Source organism: Brachybacterium sp. GCM10030268, from assembly GCF_042666305.1.
In the GTDB taxonomy this organism is placed as follows: Bacteria; Actinomycetota; Actinomycetes; order Actinomycetales; family Dermabacteraceae; genus Brachybacterium.
In genome coordinates, this window is record NZ_JBHTCW010000009.1 from 110,088 (window position 1) to 133,445 (window position 23,358).

The window sequence follows — 23,358 nt, forward strand, 5'->3', positions numbered from 1 at the left end:
ACGTCCTCACCAGTGGCGATGCAGGCCCACCTGAACGGAATGCGCTTAACGACTGTCGGATGCGGCAATAGTTGACTAGGCTAATACTCCGGTCCCGACCGCCGGGACCCCCGCTCCCCCTCTGAGGACTCCTTTCCCCATGTTCGGCACCATGAGCCGCCTCTGGCAGACGGTCCGTCCGATTCGTTTCCGCCTCTATCTCGGCCTGCTCAGCGCCCTCGCCGCCTCGATCGTCGCGCTGATGATCCCCCAGGTCCTCGAGCACATCGTCAACCGCCTCGAGAACGACGCCGTCGCCGCCACCATCCTGACCGGCGGTGCCATCGTGCTCGGTCTCGGTGTGCTCGAAGCCGGCCTCCTCTGGCTGCGTCGCACCTTCGCCGTCGCCCCCTCGACCACTGTCGAGAAGCAGATCCGCGTGGACTTCTACCGCAAGGTCCAGAACCTGCCGGTCTCCTTCCACGACGGGTGGGGCTCCGGTCAGCTGCTCTCGCGCATGCTCACCGACATCAACATCATCCGCCGGTGGATCGCCTTCGGCATGATCATGGCCGTGGCCAGCTCCGTCACGGTGATCGTGGGGATGGCGCTGCTGTGGCGCTCCTCGGCGATCCTCGCGCTGATCTTCTTCCTCGCCGCCGTGCCGGTCTCGATCATCGCCTATCGCTTCCACCGGAACTTCTCGATCCTCTCGCGGCTGTCCCAGGATCAGAACGGCGACCTGGCCACCACCATCGAGCAGTCCGTCCAGGGCATCCGTGTGCTCAAGGCGTTCGGGCGCGGGCCGTCGGCCCTCGAAGGCTTCACCGAGCAGGCGGAGGAACTGCGCCAGACCGAGGTGCGCAAGGCGACGGCCATCGCGCGCTTCGACATGTTCATGTTCATGCTCCCCGAGCTCGCGCTCGGTGTCTCTCTGCTGGTGGGTCTGTACCTGACCGCGAACGGCTCGATCTCCACCGGTCAGCTGGCCTCCTACTTCGCGACCGCGACCCTGGTGGTGGGCCCCGTGCGCATGCTCGGCATGCTCTTCGGGCAGGCCGTCAGCGCCACCACCGCCCTGGATCGCCACTACGAGGTGATGGATCAGTTCAACAGCATCACCTCACCGGAGAACCCCACGCCCATCGACCACGCGGCGGCCCGCGGCGCCGTGGAGCTGCGCGGTGTCCACTTCCGCTACGAGGACGCCCCCGACCATGTCCCCGACGTGCTGGACGGCGTGGACCTGCAGATCGACCCGGGCGAGACCATGGCGCTGGTCGGGGTGACCGGCAGCGGCAAGTCCACGCTGCTGCAGCTCGTCCCGCGGCTGTACGACGTCACCGCCGGCACCATCTCGATCGACGGGGTCGAGACCCGGGACATGGATCTCGTGGACCTGCGCACCCTGACCGCCTTCGCCTTCGAGGACGCCACCCTGTTCTCCGGGTCGGTGCGGGAGAACGTCCTGCTGGGTGCAGATCGGTCGCTGAGCGAGGAGGAGTCCGAGAAGCTGCTCGAGCTCGCCCTGTCCACGGCCGACGCCGACTTCGCCTTCGACCTGCCCGACGCGGTCGACACCCGTATCGGGGAGGAGGGCATGAGCCTCTCCGGCGGCCAGCGCCAGCGTCTGGCTCTCGCCCGTGCGATCGCGGCCCGCCCGGCCGTGCTGCTGCTGGACGATCCGCTCTCGGCACTGGATACCAAGACCGAGGAGAACGTCACCGGCCGCCTGCGCGAGGTGCTCGAGGGCACGACCACGCTAATCGTCGCCCACCGCACCTCCACCGTGGCCCTCGCCGACCGCGTCGCCCTGCTCGATCGTGGCCGGGTGGTCGCCGTGGGCACGCACACCGAACTGATGGCGAGCTCTCCCCGCTACCGCTGGGTGATCGCCAACCAGGAGGAGGAGGTGCGCCGCGACCAGGACATCGAGACCCTCACCGGGGAGCTCGACCTGCGAGGCCTCCAGGGCTCCGCCGACGTGGAGCACGGGTCCGACGGTGACGGCGAGGCGCCACCTGACCTCCGCGCGGGGCAGGACGAGGGCCAGGTCCGCACCGGCGCCGATGCCGACGCCGACGCCGATGCCGATGCCGATGCCGATGCCGATGCCGTGACCGTCACGGCGGGGATCCCCGCCGCCGGCCGTTCCGACCAGGACCAGAGCGACCGGGAGGAGGAGCGATGAGCACCGCGACCCTGCAGGACCAGAACGACGACGAACAGCGAGTCCTCTCCCCCGAGGAGAACAAGCTCTCGAGGCAGAGGTCCTTCAAGCTGCTCGGCGAGCTGATCGCCCCCGTGAAGGGCCAGTTCGCTCTGATGGCTCTGATGGTCATCATCGCCCAGCTCGCCGTGGTGGCCGGGCCCGCGATCATCGCCTGGGGCATCGACAACGCGCTGCCGCAGCTGATGGAGGGCAACAGCATCCCGGCGTTCCAGGCCGCGGCGATGCACCTCGGCGCCGCGATCGTCGGCGGCGTGCTCACCTACGGCTACGTGCGCCAGTCCGTCGTGGTCGGCCAGAAGATGCTGCTGTCCCTGCGCCGCCGCGTCTTCCGCTTCACCCAGCGCCAGGACCTCGAGTTCCACGAGTCCTACACCTCGGGCCGGATCGTCTCCCGGCAGACCTCCGACATGGAGGCACTGCGCGAGCTGCTGGACTCGGGCGTGAACGTGATGGTGGGCGCCTCGCTGTCCATGGTGTTCACGATCGTGCTGATCGTGGTCATGGACTGGCAGACGGGGATCGTCATGCTGCTCATGCTGGTCCCCTGCGTGATGCTCACCAAGTGGTTCCAGCGGCGCTCGCGGATCGAGTACCGGGCGATCCGTTCCCACTCCGCCCGTCTGATCGTCCACTTCGTGGAGGCCATGGCCGGCATCCGCGCGGTCAAGGCCTTCCGGAAGGAGGAGCGCAATCAGCAGGAGTTCGACGACCTCGCCCAGGACTACCGCGACGCCTCGCTGCGCTCGGTCAACGTCTTCGGCATCTACCAGCCGACGCTGCGCTTCCTGGCCAACGTGACCATCGCGGCCGTGCTGGTCGTGGGCGGGTTCCGCGTCATGAACGGCGATCTGCAGGTGGGCGTGCTGGTGGCGCTCGTGCTCTACTCGCGCCGCTTCTTCCAGCCGGTCGACGAGATCGCGAACTTCTACAACGCCTTCCAGTCCGCGGTGGCCGCGCTCGAGAAGATCGCGAACCTGCTGGCCGTCCAGCCCACCGTCAAGGAGCCCCAGGACCCCACCCCGATGCCGACCTCGAGCGGCCAGATCGACTTCGAGGACGTCTCCTTCCGCTACAGCGCGGACGGTCCGCTGGTACTGAAGCCGATGGACCTGCACATCCCCGCCGGGCAGACGGTCGCGCTAGTGGGCCAGACCGGTGCCGGCAAGTCCACCGTCGCCAAGCTCATCTCGCGCTTCTACGACGCGACCGAGGGCAGCGTGAAGCTCGACGGCGTGGACCTGCGGGACATCTCGATGAAGGACCTCACGCGCAACATCGTCATGGTCACCCAGGAGGCCTACCTGTTCTCCGGGACCGTCGCGGACAACATCGCGCTCGGCAAGCCGGGCGCGAGCCGCGAGGAGATCGAGAGGGCCGCGAAGGCGATCGGCGCCGACTCCTTCATCGAGTCCCTCCCCTACGGGTACGACACCGACGTGAACAAACGCGGCGGGCGCGTCTCGGCCGGTCAGCGGCAGCTGATCTCCTTCGCCCGCGCCTTCCTCGCCGACCCGCGGGTGCTGATCCTCGACGAGGCCACCAGCTCGCTGGACATCCCCTCCGAGCGCATGGTCCAGGAAGGCCTGACGCGCCTGCTGGGCCAGCGCACCTCGCTGATCATCGCCCACCGCCTGACCACGGTGATGATCGCGGACCGGGTGCTCGTGGTCCACGGCGGCGAGGTGGTCGAGGACGGCTCCCCGCAGGAGCTGGTGCGTGCCGGCGGCCGGTTCGCGGCGCTGTACCAGGCGTGGCAGGAGTCGATGTAGCGGGGATCAGCGGCGTCCGTGGACCGCGACCCGGGAGCCGGTGGACCGCGACCCGGGAGCCGGTGGACCGCGACCCGGGAGCCGGTGGACCGCGACCCGGGAGCCACTGGCGCGGCAGCGCGAGCCCGGGGAGCAGGGGGCCGGACGAGTATCCGGCTCAGGCTCCCAGCATCGCTCGCAGCTCGCCGGTGAACCCCTCCACCTCGACCGGCACCTCCGGGCGCCGGAACGTCTCCGGCGTGACCAGGAAGCGCTGCTCGAGAACGATCGGATCCCCGTCGGTGGACACGTGCGTCCCGTTGTCGACGTACCCGCAGGCCCGGGAGACGCCGAAGGACGCGTCGTTGCCCATGCCCGCCGAGGATTCGGCCCGCTGCGCTCCGAGGTGATCGAAGGCGAGGACCAGCATCGCCTGGCGCATGAGCTTCCCGTAGCCGTTGCCGTGGGCGTCCAGGGTCAGCCAGGAGCCCGTCCCGACCGTGCGCCGGTCGGCGAAGCGCTGTGCGGAGACGTCCTGGCAGCCGATCAGGCGCCCGTCGGCCCAGATCCCGAAGTTCAGGGCCCACGCCTCGGGCGAGACGTTCGAGCGCATCCGCCACTGGAACTTCACCGCCTCGCGCACGCGCACATCCGGTTCGGCGCGGTACCAGGGGAACGCGTAGGGCACCTCGGGATCCTCGAAGATCGGCCGACGGATCAGCTCCGCGTACTCCGGCAGATCGGCATCGCCGAGCGGGCGCAGGGTGAGGTCGCCCGCACGGATGCTCAGGCCGAGGGGCGGGTACAGCACGTCGAGGCCGGGGCGCGTCTCCATCGCCCCACCTTAGGCACACCTGCCGCATCCCGCAGCCCGTCCGGATGCCCGTTCCACGACCACGCTCGCGAGGCCGCCGTGGCAGACGCCCGAGCCGGGCTGAGAGGGCGTCGGGCCCGGCGGAGAGGCGTCGGGCCCGGCGGAGAGGGGTCGGGCCCGGCGGGGAGGGCGTCGGGGTCAGCGGGGACCGCGCCGGGATCAGGCATGAGGAGGCCGGGGCCGGTCGTCGCGCGAGCTGACTGGCTGCGGCGACCGACCCCGGCCTGGGCTGCTGGTCGGGTCCCCGGGCGGGGCGTTGCGCTGACCCTGCCGGCGACCCGGCAGGGTCAGCCTGCTGAACGCACCCGGGTCCCGGCCGGTCCGGTCACACGCCGACGGGTTCCGCCTTCTGGTCCGACGTCGACCCCTCGAGGGTCTGGGCCTGGTTCGAGTCCTGGCCCGAGCCGCTCTCGCTCGAGGTGATCTCCTGCGAACGGTCGCTGTGGCCCACCGCGATCTTGCGCGGCTTGGCCTCCTCGGCCATCGGGATCGTCAGGCGCAGCACGCCGTCGGCGTAGTCGGCCTGGATGCGATCCAGAGCGACCCGGCTGCCCAGCGTCATCTGTCGGGCGAAGGTGCCGCTGGGACGCTCACGGGTCAGCCACGTGCGCTCGCTCTGCGGGGTCGAGCCCGAGCGCTCGGCGCGGACGGTGAGGGTGCGGTCATCGACGTCCACGTCGATGCTGGAGGGGTCCACGCCCGGCAGGTCGATCTCCGCCGTGAAGCTGTCGCCGTCACGGTAGAGATCCATCGGCATGCCGACGGAGGCGGGGGTACGGGTGAGATCGGTGAAGAGTCGATCGACTTCCTGGAACGGAGAGAACGTGCGAGCCATGATGAACCTCCTGGAGTGTCTCGGTCGTACATCGAAGAACCTGCGGAGCGCGCCGTCCCTGGCGCTCTCACCCCGCACAACACCTGTGCCCCGCGCCGTATTCCAAAGTTGAGCCCCTAAGACTCATGTGGTCTGCATCACGTCTCACGGGTGTCCGCGTGACCGCTCGCGCAGCGGGCCGTCCCGGTGCCGGCGATAGGCTCCGACGATGACCATCGACGTACTCCTGACCGGCTTCGCGCCCTTCGGCGGCGAGCTCGAGAACCCTTCGTGGGAGGCGGTGCGGCGGGCGGCGCCCATGCTGCGTGACCGCGGGGTCGCGGTCCAGGACGTCGAACTGCCCGTCGAGTTCGGTCGCGCCGGGGACCTGCTCGAGACGGCTGTGCGCGAACACCGTCCAGGGCTCGTGATCGCGACGGGCGTGGCCGCCGGGCGCACCGCGATCACGCCGGAGCGGGTGGCGATCAACATCCGCGATGCCCGCATCCCCGACAACGCCGGAGCCGCACCGATCGACGAGCCGGTGATCACCGGCGGCCCGGTCGCGTACTTCACCGATCTTCCGATCAAGGCGATGGTCGCAGCACTGTCCGCCGAAGCCATCCCGGCCTCGGTGTCGCAGACGGCGGGCACCTACGTGTGCAACGACGTCTTCTATCGGTTGCAGCACCTGGCGGCCACCGGGACCGGGGCCGCCGGCGCGATCCGCGGCGGGTTCGTCCACGTGCCGTCGACCGACGCGGTCGACGTCGGAGTGGCCGCTGCCGGCCTGGCGCGTCTCACGGAGGTCGCACTGGGCTCCCCGTCGGATGTACGAGTCAGCGGCGGCGCACTGCACTGACCGTCCGCGACCGGCGTGGCCCGGTGGCGCCGGCCGGTCGCTGCGAACGCCTTTCTGCCTGAGCCCGCACATCGGCTCTTCCTGACGGGCCGAGCACGTGGAAAACTCCCGATCGCGCTCCGTGCTGCCGCGGCCGACGGCTCGTGCACGGACCGCTGAGCCCGGCTGTCCACATCACTGTCCACAACGGTGGATGAATGACAGACGTGTAGTTCACCAGGTACGAGCCACATCGAGCCCATGTACAGCGTGTCCCCAGGCGAATGGCGGACGAGCGTTGTCCACACCAGCCGCCGGCTCGTGGCCGTCTGCAGGACCGAGAACCGAACGCGCAGGTCATGCGCATCATCAGTCGAGCAGGGGCCCGACGGCCGGATGCGGTTGCACCGGACCCGTGCGCGACGAAGACGCTGGCCAGAGCAGTTCAGGCACAGCGCGCTGCGGAAGGCACGGAGGATCGTCGCTCCAGCCGTCCACACCGCGCGTCCACCACGGACGGCGAGTTTTCCACAGTGATGCTCGCTCGGTCCCCCGCCGTTGGCCATTTCTCCACATCCCCGTCCACAGCTGGGGATAGTCACAGCCATGTGATTCGCCCGCGGGGGTCTCTGTGCCGGCCGATCTCGGGGGCCTGCGCCGAGCCAGAGCGCGCCGGCGTCAGGCGTCAGGCGTCAGGCGTCAGGCGTCAGGCGTCAGGCGTCAGGCGTCAGGCGTCAGGCGTCAGGCGTCAGGCGTCAGGCGTCAGGCGTTAGGCGTTAGACGTTAGACGGGGAGCATGACCGTCTTGGCGGCGACCAGCGCCACGCACAGCAGCACCCCGCACGCCACGATCCCCACGTGGACCATCGCCGAGCGCCGGGCGAGCGCCTGCCGGTCCACCCCCGGCGTCGCCTTGGGACGCAGGGCGAACATCCCGGCGGTGACCAGGCCGCCCATGATGAGCCCGCCCAGGTGACCCTGCCAGGAGATGTTGGGAACGGTGAAGGTGATGACGAGGTTCAGCACGATCAGCACCGCGATCTGGGCGGTCTGCCCGCCCATCCGCCGGTTGACGACGAACATCGCGGCGAACAGCCCGAACACGCCGCCGCTGGCCCCGAGCGTGCCGCCGTACCAGGCCTGGCTGAGCGGGTCGGTGAGCAGGTAGACGGCCGTGTGGCCGGCGAGGACCGAAACGAAGTAGACCGCCGCGAACCGCACGTGGCCCATGGTCTGCTCGAGGTACTGGCCCACCACCCACAGGGCCCACATGTTCAGCACCAGGTGCATGATGCCGCCGTGCAGGAAGCCGCCGGTGAGGAAGGTCCACGGCATGACCAGGGCACGGAACGGGGCGAAGACGCCCAGCTGGTAGACGAGATCGCCCGCGACCGTCTGGCCGACGTAGGCCAGGATGCACAGGGCCATGACGGTGTAGGTGACGTAGGGCCGACGAGCCCCGATGGTCCCGCCCATCGCGTTGCGCGGCCGGGCCGATGCCTGCTGCCGGGAGATCTCCCGTTCGCAGTCGACGCAGAGCACCCCCACTGATGTCGGTCGCTGGCAGTCCGGGCAGGCCGGACGGTCGCAGCGCTTGCAGCGCACGTAGCTCACCCGGTCGGGGTGGCGGGGGCAGACCGGCTGGCCCTGCGGGTCAGGGTTGTCCTCGGCGCTGTAGCCGTAGCTGGGGCGTTCCATGGCGTCCATTCCACCACGGGGACCTGGGCCGGAGCCGCGCGCTGCCAAGAGGTTCGGCTCAGGGCGAGGTGTAGGGGAAGGCGGCGAAGAGCTTCTCGTACCGGGCTCGCTGGGAGGCGCTGATCGGGTGCAGCTCGGTGAGGTCGAGCTTCCGTCGGCCGGCAGGGCCCTTCCGGGTCCAGGTCCCGCGCATCTCTCCACGGCGGATCGCGGCGCGCTTGAAGACGCCGTTGTTGCCGGGCACGAGCGCTTGGTGGCGCTTCTCGTCCATCAGGTACAGGCGGTCCCGGTAGCCCAGGACGAGTTCGTCGAACCCCGGCAGCAGCATCTCCCGCATGGTCTCCTTCTCCCGCGCCGCATAGTCCTCGGCCAGTCCCGGTCGCCACCACAGCTGTTCGCCGCCGCCGGAGCGGGCGTCGGCCGCAGTGGTGCGCAGCCGCCCGTCCCCGTCGGCCCAGCCCGTCTCCAGTCGGTCCGTGATCTGGGGCAGCGCTGACCGGATCCTTCCCAGCGGGAGCTTCGACCACCAGGCCAGGTCCCGCTCCCCTGCCGGGCCGTGACTGGTGAAGTACCGCCGGGCGAGCTCGGCGATCGCCGCGGTCTCATCGCCCCCGAAAGCCCCCTCGAGGTCCGAGCGCGGTGGCAGCCACGCGGAGGCCAGCACCACGGCGGTCTCCTGCTCGCGCCACGGGCCGAGAGCGACCAGCCCGGAGGCCAGGAAATAGGTGAGCAGGTGATAGCCGCGGCCACCGTCGGTCGCCACGCCGGCCGCCTCCCAGGCGGCCATGACGTCCGTGCGCAGTACGCCCTGTCCGACGCCGCGCTGCGAGGCCGGGGCGACGAGTTCGACGAGCACGTCCGCGGCCCGCCGGAAATGCTCCTCGTCCAGGCCCAGCTGGGCTCGGCGACCGATCGAGGCGCGCAGCGGGCCGGCCGCACACAGCTGGGTGAGCCAGGCGAGGGTGTCCGCGGCGACGGCGAAGACGGTTCCGCGCATCGGGTAGCCTCGCACGATCTCTGCGCGGTCGAAGGCGGCGAGCACCGGCTCGAGCTCGCCGCCGGTGCGCAGCGCCAGCGACGCCATCACGCCGGGCAGGTCCTGTCCCTGGTGGGCGCCGAAGGCATGGGCCGCCTCCGTCGGGCTGTCGAAGCGGCGCGGGCCGGCGAGGCCCTGCGCGAGGATCCGGGCACCGGCGAGGTGTCGCTGCGTCATGACGCGAGACTAGTGGCGGGGGCCGACGGACCCGGCTGCATACGACAGCGGCACCTCACGGAGCGTCTCGTGCGAGATCTGCTCCGGGAGGTGCCGATGCGTCGGGCGGCGATCCGGCCCGCGCGGTTACCGGGCCGGGATCGGGCCGCGGTGGCCTCGGGGCTGCGTCCGGGTCGAGTTCGAGGCCGTGGGGCTCACTTCTCGATGGTCACCGAGTTGATGACGATGTCCTCGAGGGGGCGGTCGCGCATATCGGTCTTGGCGGCACCGATCTCGTCGACGACCTTCTTGGAGTCCTCGTCGGCCACCTGGCCGAAGACGGTGTGCTTGCCCTGCAGGTGCGGGGTGGGGCCGAGGGTGATGAAGAACTGCGAGCCGTTGGTGCCGGCGGGCTGGCCGGTGATGGCGTTCATGCGCTTGCCGGCGTTGGCCATGGCCAGCACGTAGGGCTCGTTGAAGTTCTTCTCGGAGATCTCGTCGTCGAAGGTATAGCCGGGACCGCCGGTGCCGGTGCCGATCGGGTCCCCGCCCTGGATCATGAAACCGGAGATGATGCGGTGGAAGACGACGCCGTCGTAGAACGGACGGGTGACCTTCTCGCCGCTCTCGGGGTCGGTGAACTCGCGGGTGCCCTCGGCGAGGCCGACGAAGTTGTCGACGGTCTTGGGTGCGTGGTCCGGGAACAGCTCGAGACGGATGTCCCCGTGGTTGGTGTGCAGAGTTGCGAACATGGCGTCATCTTCGCACAGACGCTGCTGCAGGAATCCTGCGTCCCCATCGCACAGCAGAGGGACGGCAGAGCGTCGGACGGGGCCGGCGCCGACCGGTCGGCCGGTTCGATCCTGACCGGTCGTCTGGGTGCGTTCATACTCGCTCGCGTTAGAGTTGTGCCACACGGGTCGAGTCATCCCCTCAGGGGTGCCGCGGCCCAGGGACCACCGTCGGCCCGACCCGGCGGATTCGACCGAAAGGGGAAGCTCATGGCGCTGACCACCAAGCGGGAAACCAAGAAGGCCAAGAAGCAGGCCGCGAAGACGGCGGCTGCCGCCGGGGCGACGGCCGGGAGCGCTGACAAGGCCGTCCAGGAGCTGCAGAAGCTCGCGGCCAACGTCGGTCCGGTGGTGTCCGAGGGCGCGCGCGAGGCCCGCCTCCGGGCGAGCGGGCTGGTGGACCAGTACGGTCCCGGCGTCGAAGAGCGCTTCCGTCAGCAGAGCGAGAAGTTCTCGGAGCTCTCGCAGAACCTCGGCCCCCGTGCCGACAAGTTCAAGCGTGACGTGCAGGAGGACTACCTCCCCCGCGCCCGCAAGACCGCCGAGACGACCAACTCCGTCCTGCGCGCCGCGGTCGAGGCCGCTCGCAAGGAGATCGACAAGGGGCAGGGCGACATCAAGGCCGCCGCTCTGGCGCCCACCCCGGCGGCGAAGAAGAAGGGCCGCGCCGGCAAGGTGCTGCTCGTCCTCGGCCTGGCTGCCGCCGGTGCCGCCGCGGGCTACGTGGTGTGGCAGAAGACCCGTCCGGTCGAGGACCCCTGGGCCCCGCCGGCGGACTTCGCTCGCGCCCACTACCCGGCCTCCGCCTCCAGCGAGTCCGATTCCTCCACCGTCTCCGACACCGTCGGCTCGGCCGACGCCGGTGACGTGGCCCAGGCCCTGAAGGGCGAGGATCGTCCCTCCGATGTGGAGCCCAAGGAGGTCAAGGTCGACTCGGACCCGGCCGAGAGCGATGCGGCGCAGGACGACGAGAAGCGCGGCACCCACCGCGGCGACTCCTGAGTCCTCACCCCTGACGCGTCGCTCCACGACGCGGGCAGCGGAACGTTCAGTGCACGGCGCGGCGATCCCGTCCTCCGACGGTGATCGTCGCGCCGTCGCTGCGTCTGCGCCCGCTGGGCCTGGTCCCGCTGCGTCTGTCCCCGATGCGTCTGTCCCCGCTGGGTCTGCGCCTGCTCCGCGTACGTCCGATGGGCGTGAGTCCGCTGGATCTGCTGCGCACGGAGCCGAGATCTCCACGCCTCGATTGCGGCTGTCACCGGTCAGCGAGGGCGATCTCGAGGAACTGTTCTCCCTCCACGCCGATGCCCGCGCGTTCGTCGACGACCTGACCGAGCCGCTGACCGCGCGCGCCCAGATGCGCTGGGTGCTCTCCCGCTGGATCGAGCACTGGCAACGGCACGGATTCGGGTACTTCGCGGTGCGAGCGCGTGGGAGGACCGGTTTGCCTGCCGGCCTGCTCGGCGTGGTCGGGCTCGCCACGCTCGAGGCCGACGGCGACGGCGAGCGCGCAACCGAAGCAGCTTCCGCCTCCGGTGACTCCGCACTGCTCAGCGCCTACTGGCGGCTGGATCCCGAGGCGGTCGGTCGCGGTGTGGCCACCGAGGCGATGGCCGCCGTGCTCGATGACCCCGTGGTCGGGGCTCGTGAATGCGAGGTGGTGGCCGTGACGGCGGCAGGCAACGCCGCCTCCCGTGCCCTGGCCGCGCGCCTGGGCTTCCGCGCCGCTGCGCCGGACCGCCCCGTCCCCGGCGATCGCCCGGGCGACGTACTCCTCGTCCGGCCGGGTGCCTGACGAGCCGGTGCGCGAACACCTCTCCTGACGCCTGCGCTTGACCATGTACCGAGGACATGGTGTGCCCTCGTGGTGACCGGCGATCCCGTCGGTCCCCCACCGGTCACCGAGGAGCACCCGCCGTGCGTCTGATACATGAACCGCTCTCGCTCATGCGAGAGCATCGCCGTGCCTATCGTCTGCTCAACGTCATGGCGTACGGCCTGCTGGTGCTCGGGATGGCCATCGGGATGCTGTTTCCTGAGGTCACCGCGTCGCAGCGCACCGGGTTGCAGGCGAGTGGGGACGCGGACCTCGTGACCTCGCTGCTGTCCTCGCCGTGGCTGTTCGCCCTGACCATCCTCGCCGTCAACATCGGCCGCATCATCGTGGCGACCATCGTGGTCCCGTCGCTGGTGATCCCCTTCTCCGGGATCGCCGTCTTCGCCTACTTCGCCGTGACCACGGGGATGACCCTCGCTCCGGTGGACACGGCCACGCGGATCTCCCTGATCCCGCATGTGCCGACCATGGTCATCGAGTTCCAGGCGTACGTGCTGATGATGCTCGGTGCCTATGTCCTGGGCCGGGCATGGCTGCGCCCCGCGACGGTCGGCCAGCAGAGCCACCGGCGGGGCTACCTCGGCGGGCTGCGGCGCATGGCCTGGCTGGCCCTCGCCGCCCTGGCACTGCTCGTGGCCGGAGCCGTCTACGAGGCGTTGTCGCTCGTATACCTGCTGCCCGTGGTCTTCGGTCTGCTTGCGCCATGATGGGTGCACCGGAAAGGAGTGTCCGCATGGTCTGGAGCACCAGTCAGTTGGCGCGGATCGCAGGCACCACGCTGAACACCGTGAGGCACTATCACCGGATCGGCGTGCTGCCGGAGCCCGAGCGGGCCTCGAACGGCTACAAGCAGTACGGCATCCCGCATCTGGTGCAGCTGGTGCGGATCCGTCGGCTCAGTGCACTGGGGATCCCGCTGACGAGGATCGCCGCCTCGGCTCCGGGCGCCGCCGCATCATTCGAGGAGATCCGCAGCCTGGACGCCGAGCTCGAGGCGAGGATCCGTCGTCTGCAGGGGGCACGCAAGGACCTTGCAGAGCTGATGTCCCATCAGGCTCCCGCCGAGACCCCGGCCGGGTTCGCCGCGGTGGCATCGAGTCTCTCGGAGTCACAGCGTGGGTTGCTCGCCGTGTACACCACCGTGTTCGACGGTCCGACGCTGGAGTCCTTCCGCCAGGCCGTCCTCGAACCCGAGCCGACCGATCTCGAGTTCGATCGTCTTCCCGCCGAGGCCACGGACGCGGAGATCGAGGATCTCGCCCGCCGCATGGTTCCCGCGGCTCGGCGGACGCGCACGAAGCACCCGGAGCTGACCGACGCCCTGGAGCGCTCTCCCCATGGGGCCGAGGCGGCCGGGCTGATCCTCGCGCACGCCCTGGTGGAGCTCTACCACGGCGCCCAGCTCCGAACCCTGCAGCGGCTCGAGGCACTGGTCGCCGCCGAGGCACCCGTCAGCGAGCCCCCGAGCGAGACGTGAGATGGATCGGAGCCGACGCCACAAGCGGTCCGCACGGCGCATCACACCCGGTACCGGTCGACGCCTCCGGCCGTTCCGCTGGTGGCACCAGCTCTCCCGCGCACTGTTCTACCTCCCTCTGGAGACTCAGCAGGTCTACGCCGTGGACGTCCCCTACTGGCAGCGGATCGCGACCGAGGACGGCAAGGGAAAAGCACACCTCTTCCTCGACGACCGACACATCGCCACCTCCACCTTTCCCGCCGCCTTCCCTGTCGAGGGAGGGGTCATCGAGGTGACCCCCTCGGCCTTCGGGCTGCGCCGCTGCCACTACGTTCCCGAGCACGGACCCCAGCGCCAGCTGCTGCCGGACACGCGCTCGGCCGAAGGACGACGGGCGCGGCTGGAGAAGGAGCACCCCCTTCGCAGTCGGGCGATCGGAGTCCTCTCGCTGCTCGTCCTTCTCACGTGCACGGCTCTCGCCGTTCCCCAGCTCCTCGAAGTGCTCACCGGCATTCCACCGGTGACCGAGAAGTTCGGACAGTTCACCTCGCCTGTCGCCGTGCCCACGTGGGGCAATGTCGCGCTCGGTCTCGCCGCTGCGACGGCCAGCGTCGAACGAGCGACCCGCCTGCGCTACAGCTGGCTCGATGCGATCGCCCAGGAGTGAGAATCCGCGCCTCCCACCCGGCAGCCGAGCCCGACGGTTCCTAGACTGACGCCCATGCCCGCTCCCCCGAGCCCGCGCGCTGCCGGCCGCTACGCCCCCTCCCCCAGCGGCGACCTGCACCTGGGCAATCTGCGCACCGCGATCCTCGCCTGGGTACTGGCCCGCCGCAGCGGCCGCGCCTTCCACCTGCGCGTCGAGGACCTCGACCGGGTGCGAGAGGGCTCCGAACAGCGTCAGCTGGAGGACCTCGAGGCCCTCGGCCTGGACTGGGACGGCGAAGTGGTCCGCCAGTCCGAGCGCGGTGCGGCCTACGACGAGGCGCTCTCACAGCTCCTCGCTCGTGACCTGGTGTTCGAGTGTTACTGCACCCGGCGAGAGATCCTCGAGGCACCGAGCGCCCCGCATGCCCCGCCCGGCGCCTACCCCGGCACCTGCCGCGACCTCACCCCTGCCCAGTGCGAGGCGGGCCGGGCCCGGATGCGGGAGCTGCGGCGCGAGCCTGCTCTGCGCCTGCGTGCCGGTGTTGCCGAGTGGACGGTGCGCGACCTGTGGGCGGGTGAGGTCACCGCGGCCGTGGATGACCTGGTGCTGCGCCGCGGCGACGGGGTGGTGGCCTACAACCTCGCCGTCGTCGTCGATGATGCGGCCGCAGGGGTGGATCAGGTGGCGAGGGCGGACGACCTGCTCAGCTCGGCGCCTCGCCAGGCGTATCTCGCTCATCTGCTGGGGCGTGCGGAGCCGGAGTACGCGCACGTCCCGCTGGCGGTCAACGCCGACCGGGCGCGGCTGGCCAAGCGCGACGGTGCGGTCACGCTGCGCGACCGGCTGGAACGCGGTGAGAGCGCCGCGGACGTCGTCGGCCGGATCGGCGAGTCCCTCGGCCTGAGCGGGTGCCGCACTGCCGCCGATGTGCTCGAGCGGTGGGATCCCGCCTCCCTCCCCCGCGAGCCCTGGGTCGTGCGGCTGCCGGCCTGATGCCGTTCCTCTCACCACACTTTACTACTGATCGGTAACACGCTCGATACACGAATGTATCGTGCTGTTCGTGATGGGAATCCTCCGCGCTCTCCTGGCCGCCCTCTCCTCGGTGGCCCATGCCCTCCTCGCCGCCGCCCGCTCTGTCGCCGGCTCCGTCGGTCGCAGCCTCTCCGCCGCGGGCAGTGGCGCGGCCGCGCTGCTGCCGGCTGAGTGGAAGAAGCCGATCGCGGCGCTGTTCGTCGTCGGCCTCGCCCTGGTCCCGGTGATCTACTCCGGGAACATGACGTGGTCCTTCCACGACCCCAGCAACAACCTCGACCAGATCACCGCCGCCGTGGTCGACGAGGACGAAGGCGCCACCGCGACCACTCCCAGCGGCGAGGAGACGCAGGTCGACGTCGGCCGCGAGTTCACCGACACCCTGGTGGACATGGACGAGGAGAACGTCTTCGATTTCGTGGAGGTCTCCGCCGCCGAGGCGCAGCGCGGCCTGGAGGACGGTACCTACGGTGCCACCGTCGAGATCCCGAAGGACTTCTCCGCGAACGTCGCCTCGCTCGGCGGGGACGCGGAGCAGGCGGCGCCGGCACTGCTGACGGTGACCACCAACGACACGATCAACTACGTCGGCGGGAACTTCTCGAAGTCCGTCGGCACGGCCCTGACCGACTCGCTGCGCGCCAGCGTGCTGGAGGACTACCTCGACAACATCTACGTCGGCTTCACCACCATCCACGGCGGGATCGTCGATGCGGCCGACGGGGCCGGCGAACTCGCCGACGGCTCCTCCGAGCTCCATGACGGTACCGGCGACCTGGTCTCCGGCAGCGCAGAGCTCACCGACGGCACCGGCGAGCTGGTCGGCGGGACCGACGAACTCGCCACCGGCGCCTCCAACCTGCACGAGGGCAGCCTCGACCTGGTGGTGGGGCTGGATCAGCTCTCGGCCGGCGCGGTTCAGCTGCGCGACGGAACCGCCACGCTGCATGAGGGCGCCGAGGACCTCAGCAGCGGCCTGACCACGCTCGATCAGCAGGGCGCTCCCCTGCGCACCGGGGCCGAGGACCTCGCCGAGGGCACCGACCAGCTCGCCAGCGGCGCCTCGGACCTCTCCGATGGGGCCGGGCAGGTCGCCGGCGGCACGCAGGAGCTCAGCGACACGATCACCGCCGCCCAGCAGCGCGCCGAGGAGCTCGGCGTGACGCCCGAGAGCGTGCAGCGCACCAGCGATGACCTGGTCACGGCCGTCGATGACCTGGAGACCGCCGCCGGCACCGTCAGCGGCATCGCCGAGGATCTCGACCGGCCCGCCACCGACGCCGGCACGATCTCCGAGAGCGCGAGCAACGTAGATGACGCCGCGGGAAGCCTCGATGAGACCGCGCAGGGGCTCGCCACGGACACGGAGGACCGCGCTGACGACGCCCGCACGCTGCAGGACGGCGCCTCGAGCATCGCCGGCGACGTCTCCGAGCTCGACACTGCGGTCACCGACACCCAGACGGCCACATCTGCCGCGGCCGACAGCGCCGCCGCCTCCTCGGACAGCGTCCAGGAGTACACGCAGTCCGTAGACGACCTCGCCCAGCGCTGCGAGGAATCCGGCGCCGACGCCTCGTTCTGCGAGGAGCTCTCGGCCGTCTCCGACACCTCCAAGCAGACCCGTCAGGACGCCGGCCGGGCCAGCGAGGACGCGACCGCCGCGGACGACGCCACCGGCACGGCCGCTGAGCAGTCCACCGGCGTGGCCGAGACGGCCGAGGGCATGACCGGCGCCTCCGACCGGATCACCACCTACCTCGACGAGCTCTCAGCCACCACCACGACCCTCGCCGAGGACACTTCGGCCCTCACCGAGGACACCGGCCCCCTGGCCGACAGCACCAGCACCCTCAGCACCGACCTCTCGACCCTGCGCACCGACGCCACCGAGGCCGCCGACGCCGTGAGCGATCCGGAGCAGGGACAGGATGCCGGTGACCTCGCCGATGACCTCTCCGAGCAGGCGCGCACCGCAGCCGAAGCGCTCCCCGCGGCCTACGACACCCTCCAGCAGGGCGCCGATGATGTGCAGCGGCTGAACAACGGCGCCCAGGACGTCTCCTCGGGGGCCGAGCAGCTGGCCGAGGCCACCGGGACGGCCTCCAGCGGCGCCGATGAGCTGGCCGACGGCGTGGGGCAGTACACCGACGGCGTCGGCACCGCCCGCACCGGCGCCGAACAGCTCGCCGACGGCTCCGGGGAACTCGTCACCGGCGCGGATCAGCTGGCCGACGGAGCCACGGACGCGCGCAACGGTGCCGAACAGCTCGCCGACGGGGCGGGCGACCTCGAGGACGGCGCCGGTCAGCTCGCAGACGGTGCCCGCCAGGTCGACGACGGCGCCGACGAACTGGCCGACGGCGCCACCCAGCTCGACGACGGGGCCGGGCAGCTCGCCGACGGATCCGCCGAGCTGCGAGACGGACTCGAGGATTCCGAGGACGAGGTGCCCTCCTACAGCGAGGACGAGTCCGAGGACCTCGCCCGAACCGCCTCGGACCCGGTCCAGATGCGCTTCGATCGCGCCCATGAGCTCTCCCGTTTCGGCGAGGGCCTGGCTCCGCTGTTCCTGGCGATCAGCCTGTGGGTCGGCGGGATGGCGATCTTCCTCATGATGCCGCCGTTCTCCGCTGCCGCCGCCTCACGCGGGGTGGGGCCGCTGCGGCTGCTGGCCGGTGGTCTGGTCCCGGCGTTCCTGCTGGGGCTGATCCAGTCCGCGATCGCCGTCGGGGCGCTGCGCTGGGGCGTGGGCATCCAGATGCACGATCTGCCGCTGATGTTCGGCCTCTCGGCGCTGACCAGCCTGGTGTTCGTGGCGTTGAACCACGGCTTCGGGGCGATGTTCGGGCCGGTCGGGAAGTTCGTGGCCCTGGTGCTGGTGGCGCTGCAGATCTCCGGGGCGGGCGGCACCTATCCCACCGGCACCCTGCCGGAGTTCTTCCAGGTCATCCACCCCTACCTGCCGATGACCCACGCCGTGGACGCGTTCCGCGGCGCCATCGGCGGCGGCTGGGTCGATCCCACCGGGGACCTCACGTGGCTGGGCGGCTGGCTGCTGTTCGGCGTGGCCATGGGTCTGGCCGGCGCGGTCCTCGCCCGGCGCCGGGCCCTGCGGCTCCAGCACGAGCAGCCGGGCGCCCTCCCCGAGGGGTGAGCACCACGGCCCCGCGCCCGGCAGCACCCGTGCCCGCGGTCGGGCGCCGAACTTTGGCCAGTGACGTCGCATTTTCGGGTGATTGTGCGACGGCACTGGCCAATCTTGGACGCGGGAGGGAGCGGGCGGCGCGGTGGCGGGGCCCGCGCGTCAGGACAGGGCGAGCTCCGGCGCGGAGGCCGTGTCCGCGGCCGGGGCGTCGGGGCGGCCCAGGGCGCGGAACTCCCAGCCCGCCTCACGCCAGTCACGCGGGCTCAGCACGCCCCGGCCATCGACGATCCGCGGGGCCGCGACCAGCTGCGCGGTGGCGACGGGGTCGAGCTCCCGGTACTCGCGCCACTCGGTCAGCAGCAGCACCAGTTCCGCACCTCGCAGCGCCTCGGTGGTGTCGGCCACGGTGGTCATGCCCTCGAAGCGGCGCGCGGCGTTGGCCAGCGCCTCGGGGTCGGTGACGGTGACGTGAGCACCAGCGGACATGAGGCGGGAAGCCACCTCGAGCGCCGGGGAGTCGCGCACGTCGTCGCTGTCGGGCTTGAAGGCGGCGCCGAGAACGGTGATGCGGCGGCCGCGCAACGGGCCGAGCATCTCGCGGGCCAGCTCGACCACGCGCACCCGCCGGCGCTGGTTGACGGCGTCGACCTCGCGCAGGAAGCCGAGCGCCTGGCCGGCTCCGAGGTCCTCGGCGCTGGCGATGAAGGCGCGGATGTCCTTGGGCAGGCAGCCGCCGCCGAAGCCGACGCCGGCGCGCAGGAACTTGCTGCCGATGCGGTCGTCCATGCCCAGGGCGCGGGAGATGTCGGTGACGTCGGCGCCGGTGGCCTCGCACAATTCGGCGATCGCGTTGATGAAGGAGATCTTCGTGGCCAGGAACGCGTTGGCGGAGACCTTGACCAGCTCGGCGGTCTCGAAGCCCATGACCAGGCGCTCCACGTCGCGCTCGAGGATGCCGGCGTAGACCTCGTCGAGCATGGCGATCTCCGTGTCAGCACCGTCCGGATCACGCACACCGTAGACGAGGCGGTCGGGATCCAGGGTGTCCTTGACGGCGAAGCCCTCGCGGAGGAACTCCGGGTTCCACATCACCCGCACGCCCTCGAGCCGTTCGAGACGGTCGGCGAGACCGCGGGCGGTGCCGGCCGGCACGGTGGATTTGCCGACCACCAGCGTCGGCCGGCCGGCCCGGGCCGGGAGCACCTCGGCGAGGGAGCCGGCGGCGGCCTGCAGCGCAGTGAGGTCCGCGCCGAATCCGTCGGCCCGCTGCGGTGTGCCCAGGCTCAGGAAGTGGACCTCCGCATCGGCCAGTTCGGCGTAGTCGGTGGTGAAGCGCAGCCGCCCGGCATCGAGGCCGCGGCGGAGGATCTCGGTGAAACCCGGTTCGTGGAACGGGGCCTCGCCGGCCGAGAGCAGGTCGATGCGGCGGGCGTCGACGTCCAGGCCGATCACGTCGTGGCCGAGCTCGGCCATGCTGGCGGCGTGGACGGCCCCGAGGTACCCCACACCGATGACGGAGATCTTCATCGTGGACCAGCTTTCTCGCGCTGCCCCGGAGCTCACCGGTTCGGCCGACGAACCCGCCAGGGCTCGGACAGTCCGCTCAGTGTGGCGCGCCGAGATGGCCGGGAGGTTGCCGCCCGGTTGAGCGCAGTCGAGAGCCCTGCGACGGTTCGTCGCCGCTCACCGCGCTGCGGTCACCGCACGGAGTCGTCCTGACGGCTGAGCCAGGTCGCCAGGCGGGTGCCGGGATCGGTGGCCAGGGTCGACGGCGCCCCGTCCTCGCGGATGTCTCCGGCGTCCAGCCACAGCACGCGGTCCATCTCCGCGATGGTCTCGGGGTCGCGGCTGCGGACGAGCGCGGTGCGGCCTTCGATGAGCGTGGCCAGGGCCCGCAGCACGGGTCTGCGCTCCGGGCCGGAGAGGTCCGCGTCGGCGGCATCGAGCACGACGACCGGGGCGTCGCGCACCAGCGCCCGGGCGATCGCGACCCGTCGGCGCTGACCGTCGGCGAGGACGTCCCCGCGCCGGTACAGCACGGTGTCCAGCCCGTCGGGCAGCTGCGCGACGAACTCGTCGACGCCGGCCTTCCGCGCGGCCTCGAGCACGTCGGCGTCGGTGGCGTCGGGCCGGCCGATGCGGATGTTCTCGCGCACGGTGTCGGTGAACAGCACCGGTTCGCGCTGGACGACGGCGATCTGCCGGCGCAGGTCGGCGAGCGCGACGGTGCGGGTGTCGAAGCGGTCCAGCAGGACTCGTCCGGTGTCGGGCTGGTCGAAGCGCTGGAGGTAGGCGATCAGGGCCGAGGACTCGTGGCCGGTCTCGTCGAGCAGGGCTATGTGCTGGCCGGCGGGCACCACCAGCGAGACCGTATCGAACAGGTGGCCGCCCTCTGCGTCCTTCGCATCGAGCGCGGAGAACACGATCTCGCCCCGGACACGGCCGACGGGCTGGGTGCGCTGGGGTTCGGCGATGCCGGCGCGGCGCTCCAGGAGTGCGGAGAGGTTCTCGCCCGCGCTGGTCGCGTCGCGGAGAACACCGGTGTGCGGGAGCAGCTCGCGCAGCACCAGGATCGTGATCGCCACGTAGGCGAGGACGAGGACGAGATCTCCGGGAGACATGGAGCCTGCGGCGACCCTGGCGCCTGCCAGGAGCAGCGTGCCCAGCACGCCGATCCCGGCGACGATCTGGGCGAGCAGCTGCAGCAGCGACTGGGAGCGACGGGCCGCGGTCACGGCGCGACCGGCGCGGTTGCCGGCTTCGGTCAGGCCGCGCTCGGAGCGGGTCTCCAGCCCGTAGGACTGGATGGTGCCGGTGGCCGAGACCAGTTCCTCGGCGGTGTCGGCGAGCATGCGCTCCTCGGTGGCGGCCCGGCGATCGGCGGCGCCGGCCCGGCGCAGCACGAACACGGCGGGTACCGCGTAGAGCACCCCGGTGACCAGGAGCACGAGGGCGGCGAGCGGCTCGATGATCACCGTGACGATGAGGAGGGAGGCGAGGGTCAGCACGCCGGCGGCGACACGCGGCCCGGAGTGGGAGAACAGGTCGCGCAGACGGGCGACGTCCTCGATGAGCGCGACGGCTGATTCTCCGTCGGCCTCCGAGCCGCTGGATGAGGCGGTTGCGGCCGGTGCGGCGCCGGCCTTCCTCTCCCCGGAGGTGCCGGGCTCGGGCGTGAGCCGGTGGAGGTGACTGAGCAGACGGCTGCGCAGGTCGGTGGCCATCCGTGTGCCGACGCGGCCCAGAGCCGCGATGCCGATGAAGCGAGTGAGGACCTGCAGGGTCAGGAGCACGGCGAGGACGATGACACTGGTCGTCAGGGCGCCGGCGGGATCGCCCCCGACGCCGCGGATGGCGGGGATCTCCGCGCCGGTCGTGGCGATCGCGGCATCGACCGCGTACTTCAGCGGGAACGGCAGCGCGACCAGCAGCCACACGCTGAGCAGGAGGGCGATCGAGCCGGTGATGTAGCCGGGGCGATGCGCCCGCAGATGGGGGCTGAGCAGGTCGAGCGTGCGCTGCAGCGGGGTCGGACCCTTCTCCTCGCTCGCCTGCGCAACCGGCTCCGCAGTCGGTGTCGTGACCGGCTCACCGCCGGGCGACCCCAGCGTGCCGGGCACGGGATACGCCTTGCCGCGGGCGTCGGCGTCCGCGGGGCGTGTGCGGGGCGGGACGGTTGTCGGCGTGCTCCCCGGGTCTGCGGCGTCCGCGGACTGTTCCGATCCGGCGCTCTCGTCGACGACGGTCCACTGCCTGCCGGTGCCGGGATCTATGTCGAAGGCCTCGGCCGGGTCGTGCTCGATCGGCTCGGGCTCGGCCGGGTCGCGCTCGATCGGCTCGGACTCGGCCGGGTCGTGCTCGATCGGCGCATCCTCGGCCAGCTCATCCTCGATCGGCTCGGCCGGGTCGTGCTCGGTCGGGCCGTCGACGTCCTCCGCGGCTCCGAGGACTTCTGACTGCGGTTCATCGATGCCCTCGACCGGACCCTGGACCCAGGCGTCCTCCCCCGGCGAGGCCGAGGCGAAGCCCGTCTCGTCGGCTCCGGCAGGGACCTCCTCGGCGCGCTCGCCGACCCCGTGGGTCAGGTCTCCGCCCGTCACAGGTCCGTCGTCCGCGGGCGCCGAGACGCCCGCGCCCGGCACGAGGTGGCGGAAGGGCTGCGGGTTGTGGCTCGCCCGCGGGGGCCGACGCACGCGCACGCCGCGACGGGCGATGGGCGCCGCGACCGGATGAACGCCGGGTGAAGCCACGCGCTCGCGGGCCGCCTGCGCGCCATCCTGCGCGTCGCCGACCTGCGAGTCGCCATCCTGTGCGTCGCCGACCTGCACGTCGCCGTCCTCCGCATCGCCGTGTTCCACGGCGTCGTCCTGGCCGACCCCGTCCGAGGCGCTCCCGGACCAGACGTCGGCCTGTTCCTCCTCCGACCACGGCAACGACGGCGTGCGCCGCGCCGGCTCACCGGAGTTGTTCTCCGCTGTTTCCGCGTTCGCCGCCGGTTCCACGTTCTCCGCGGGGCCGGCGTTCTCCGCGGGGCCGCGGTCACCGGTCGCATCGTCGGCCGCGAATCCCTGCATCTGATCCTCGGCGGAATGGTCGGGAGTCGGGACGGTCCTCATGCGAAGGTCACCTCCGAGCGGTGTGCGGGCGCGCCGGGCGCGAGGAAAGGAGACTGCGAAGGCATGGTGGTGGTCCTGGGAGACGTCGGGTCGCGGTCCGCCGGGGATGGCGGGATGACGGTGCTCAGTGTGTCACCGTCGGAGGCAGGACACCGAGATCGTCAGAGATACGGCCCCTTCGTCGTCAGTGCCCTCGATCTGCGCCCAGCCGACGCCGGTCGGCCGCGCCGCGACGTCGCAGAGGACTCGGGACCATTGCTGTATGACGCCGGCCGCCGATCTTGTACGCTCCTGTCACCACACACCAGGAGCGTGAGAATCACCGCCATGGGCCGACCTTCGAGCCGCCCCGGGTCTCCTGATGACCCGGGCGACTGTTGCACCTCGACCGCATCCGATGACCGCCTGAGGGCCGGCGACCCCGCCGGCCTCGGCCCCTGGGGG

At 71.2% G+C, this 23,358-nt stretch carries 17 protein-coding genes; 10 read left to right on the plus strand and 7 right to left on the minus strand.

What is annotated here, in order from left to right:
• Positions 1-139: 139 nt before the first annotated feature.
• Together ACFQRD_RS12955 and ACFQRD_RS12960 are read left to right on the plus strand one after the other, a co-directional pair.
• Positions 140-2,170, plus strand: a complete 2,031-nt coding sequence (locus ACFQRD_RS12955; RefSeq protein ID WP_377804483.1) for an ABC transporter ATP-binding protein — start codon at positions 140-142, stop codon at positions 2,168-2,170.
• Positions 2,167-3,981, plus strand: coding sequence for an ABC transporter ATP-binding protein (locus ACFQRD_RS12960; protein ID WP_377804485.1), 1,815 nt, complete (start codon positions 2,167-2,169; stop codon positions 3,979-3,981). The genes ACFQRD_RS12955 and ACFQRD_RS12960 overlap by 4 nt, the downstream gene beginning before the upstream one ends.
• 157 nt (positions 3,982-4,138) lie before the next feature.
• Here ACFQRD_RS12960 and ACFQRD_RS12965 read toward each other — a convergent pair whose 3' ends face one another.
• Both ACFQRD_RS12965 and ACFQRD_RS12970 read right to left on the minus strand, forming a co-directional pair.
• Complete coding sequence (locus ACFQRD_RS12965) at positions 4,139-4,795, minus strand: GNAT family N-acetyltransferase (RefSeq protein ID WP_377804487.1); 657 nt, start codon at positions 4,793-4,795, stop codon at positions 4,139-4,141.
• A gap of 364 nt (positions 4,796-5,159) precedes the next feature.
• Positions 5,160-5,669, minus strand: a complete 510-nt coding sequence (locus ACFQRD_RS12970; protein WP_377018699.1) for an Hsp20/alpha crystallin family protein — start codon at positions 5,667-5,669, stop codon at positions 5,160-5,162.
• A gap of 208 nt (positions 5,670-5,877) precedes the next feature.
• Between ACFQRD_RS12970 and pcp the strand changes: the two genes are divergently transcribed.
• Positions 5,878-6,510 carry a pyroglutamyl-peptidase I gene (pcp, locus tag ACFQRD_RS12975; RefSeq protein ID WP_377804489.1) on the plus strand — a complete coding sequence of 211 codons (633 nt, stop codon included), beginning with the start codon at positions 5,878-5,880 and terminating at the stop codon, positions 6,508-6,510.
• A gap of 762 nt (positions 6,511-7,272) precedes the next feature.
• Here the strand turns inward: pcp and ACFQRD_RS12980 are convergent.
• From ACFQRD_RS12980 to ACFQRD_RS12990, 3 genes are all read right to left on the minus strand, one after another.
• Entirely contained in the window at positions 7,273-8,187 is a 915-nt protein-coding gene (locus tag ACFQRD_RS12980) for a rhomboid family intramembrane serine protease (protein WP_377804491.1), read from the minus strand.
• 58 nt (positions 8,188-8,245) lie between these two features.
• The gene (locus ACFQRD_RS12985; RefSeq protein ID WP_377804493.1) at positions 8,246-9,400 is read right to left on the minus strand and encodes a DNA glycosylase AlkZ-like family protein; all 1,155 of its coding nucleotides are present in this window, start codon (positions 9,398-9,400) and stop codon (positions 8,246-8,248) included.
• Between the two features lie 194 nt (positions 9,401-9,594).
• The gene (locus ACFQRD_RS12990) at positions 9,595-10,131 is read right to left on the minus strand and encodes a peptidylprolyl isomerase (protein ID WP_377018694.1); all 537 of its coding nucleotides are present in this window, start codon (positions 10,129-10,131) and stop codon (positions 9,595-9,597) included.
• Positions 10,132-10,380: 249 nt separating this feature from the next.
• Here ACFQRD_RS12990 and ACFQRD_RS12995 point away from each other — a divergent pair, with 249 nt between their 5' ends.
• The 7 genes from ACFQRD_RS12995 to ACFQRD_RS13025 all read left to right on the plus strand — a co-directional run bounded on the left by ACFQRD_RS12995 (position 10,381) and on the right by ACFQRD_RS13025 (position 18,307).
• Complete coding sequence (locus ACFQRD_RS12995; RefSeq protein ID WP_377018693.1) at positions 10,381-11,172, plus strand: hypothetical protein; 792 nt, start codon at positions 10,381-10,383, stop codon at positions 11,170-11,172.
• Between the two features lie 244 nt (positions 11,173-11,416).
• Positions 11,417-11,965, plus strand: a complete 549-nt coding sequence (locus ACFQRD_RS13000; RefSeq protein WP_377804495.1) for a GNAT family N-acetyltransferase — start codon at positions 11,417-11,419, stop codon at positions 11,963-11,965.
• 122 nt (positions 11,966-12,087) lie between these two features.
• Positions 12,088-12,714, plus strand: a complete 627-nt coding sequence (locus ACFQRD_RS13005) for a hypothetical protein (protein WP_377018691.1) — start codon at positions 12,088-12,090, stop codon at positions 12,712-12,714.
• 26 nt (positions 12,715-12,740) lie between these two features.
• On the plus strand, positions 12,741-13,484 hold the full coding sequence (locus ACFQRD_RS13010) for a MerR family transcriptional regulator (protein WP_377018690.1): 744 nt from the start codon (positions 12,741-12,743) through the stop codon (positions 13,482-13,484).
• Between the two features lies 1 nt (position 13,485).
• Positions 13,486-14,133, plus strand: coding sequence for a hypothetical protein (locus ACFQRD_RS13015; RefSeq protein ID WP_377018689.1), 648 nt, complete (start codon positions 13,486-13,488; stop codon positions 14,131-14,133).
• 54 nt (positions 14,134-14,187) lie between these two features.
• The gene (gene gluQRS, locus ACFQRD_RS13020) at positions 14,188-15,108 is read left to right on the plus strand and encodes a tRNA glutamyl-Q(34) synthetase GluQRS (protein WP_377018688.1); all 921 of its coding nucleotides are present in this window, start codon (positions 14,188-14,190) and stop codon (positions 15,106-15,108) included.
• A gap of 73 nt (positions 15,109-15,181) precedes the next feature.
• The gene (locus ACFQRD_RS13025; RefSeq protein ID WP_377018687.1) at positions 15,182-18,307 is read left to right on the plus strand and encodes a YhgE/Pip family protein; all 3,126 of its coding nucleotides are present in this window, start codon (positions 15,182-15,184) and stop codon (positions 18,305-18,307) included.
• A gap of 150 nt (positions 18,308-18,457) precedes the next feature.
• Here the strand turns inward: ACFQRD_RS13025 and ACFQRD_RS13030 are convergent, their stop codons facing one another.
• Positions 18,458-19,825, minus strand: a complete 1,368-nt coding sequence (locus ACFQRD_RS13030; protein ID WP_377018686.1) for a UDP-glucose dehydrogenase family protein — start codon at positions 19,823-19,825, stop codon at positions 18,458-18,460.
• A 170-nt stretch (positions 19,826-19,995) separates the two neighbouring features.
• The gene (locus ACFQRD_RS13035) at positions 19,996-22,914 is read right to left on the minus strand and encodes an ABC transporter transmembrane domain-containing protein (RefSeq protein ID WP_377018685.1); all 2,919 of its coding nucleotides are present in this window, start codon (positions 22,912-22,914) and stop codon (positions 19,996-19,998) included.
• Positions 22,915-23,358 lie beyond the last annotated feature (444 nt).

Bases quoted from the DNA above. Each gene is read 5' to 3' on its own strand.
- ACFQRD_RS12955 (WP_377804483.1), top strand. From the start codon at position 140: ATGTTCGGCACCATGAGCCGCCTCTGGCAGACGGTCCGTCCGATTCGT.
- ACFQRD_RS12960 (WP_377804485.1), top strand. From the start codon at position 2,167: ATGAGCACCGCGACCCTGCAGGACCAGAACGACGACGAACAGCGAGTC.
- ACFQRD_RS12965 (WP_377804487.1), bottom strand. From the start codon at position 4,795: ATGGAGACGCGCCCCGGCCTCGACGTGCTGTACCCGCCCCTCGGCCTG.
- ACFQRD_RS12970 (WP_377018699.1), bottom strand. From the start codon at position 5,669: ATGGCTCGCACGTTCTCTCCGTTCCAGGAAGTCGATCGACTCTTCACC.
- pcp (WP_377804489.1), top strand. From the start codon at position 5,878: ATGACCATCGACGTACTCCTGACCGGCTTCGCGCCCTTCGGCGGCGAG.
- ACFQRD_RS12980 (WP_377804491.1), bottom strand. From the start codon at position 8,187: ATGGAACGCCCCAGCTACGGCTACAGCGCCGAGGACAACCCTGACCCG.
- ACFQRD_RS12985 (WP_377804493.1), bottom strand. From the start codon at position 9,400: ATGACGCAGCGACACCTCGCCGGTGCCCGGATCCTCGCGCAGGGCCTC.
- ACFQRD_RS12990 (WP_377018694.1), bottom strand. From the start codon at position 10,131: ATGTTCGCAACTCTGCACACCAACCACGGGGACATCCGTCTCGAGCTG.
- ACFQRD_RS12995 (WP_377018693.1), top strand. From the start codon at position 10,381: ATGGCGCTGACCACCAAGCGGGAAACCAAGAAGGCCAAGAAGCAGGCC.
- ACFQRD_RS13010 (WP_377018690.1), top strand. From the start codon at position 12,741: ATGGTCTGGAGCACCAGTCAGTTGGCGCGGATCGCAGGCACCACGCTG.
- ACFQRD_RS13015 (WP_377018689.1), top strand. From the start codon at position 13,486: ATGGATCGGAGCCGACGCCACAAGCGGTCCGCACGGCGCATCACACCC.
- gluQRS (WP_377018688.1), top strand. From the start codon at position 14,188: ATGCCCGCTCCCCCGAGCCCGCGCGCTGCCGGCCGCTACGCCCCCTCC.
- ACFQRD_RS13025 (WP_377018687.1), top strand. From the start codon at position 15,182: ATGGGAATCCTCCGCGCTCTCCTGGCCGCCCTCTCCTCGGTGGCCCAT.
- ACFQRD_RS13030 (WP_377018686.1), bottom strand. From the start codon at position 19,825: ATGAAGATCTCCGTCATCGGTGTGGGGTACCTCGGGGCCGTCCACGCC.
- ACFQRD_RS13035 (WP_377018685.1), bottom strand. From the start codon at position 22,914: ATGAGGACCGTCCCGACTCCCGACCATTCCGCCGAGGATCAGATGCAG.